1 protein-coding gene is annotated in these 349 nt (G+C 59.6%); it reads left to right on the top strand.

The annotated features are described in order from the left end of the window. Window positions 1–54 precede the first annotated feature (54 nt). A partial coding sequence (locus tag B1964_RS28205) for a transposase (RefSeq protein WP_139765920.1) occupies window positions 55–349 on the top strand: 295 nt, incomplete at its 3' end.

Genomic DNA, 349 nt, shown 5'->3' with positions numbered 1-349 from the left:
TCTGAACCGTCCTGGGTCTGGTGGAGACCGTGATCTCACCAGGAGAATGTTGGTATGGGAGCAGCACGAAAGTTTGACCTGGAGACCCGTGAGCGGGCTGTGAGGATGTATCACGATCGGCTGGCCGAGGTCGGCGGTGCCAAACTCGCAGCGCGTCGGCATGTCGGGGAGATGCTCGACATCAATCCGGCGACGTTGCGAAACTGGATCGAGAAGGACATGCCGGCGGTCTCGACGGCGAGTTCATCACCGGCAGATGAGCCGGGTGCGGAGTTGCGCGAGTTACGCCGCGAGAACGCCGAATTACGCAGAGCCAATGAGATTTTGAAGACAGCGTCAGCGTTTTTCG

Source organism: Gordonia sp. i37 (assembly GCF_002043085.1).
Classification (GTDB): Bacteria; Actinomycetota; Actinomycetes; order Mycobacteriales; family Mycobacteriaceae; genus Gordonia; species Gordonia polyisoprenivorans.
This window is presented reverse-complemented; position numbering and strand designations above follow the sequence as displayed.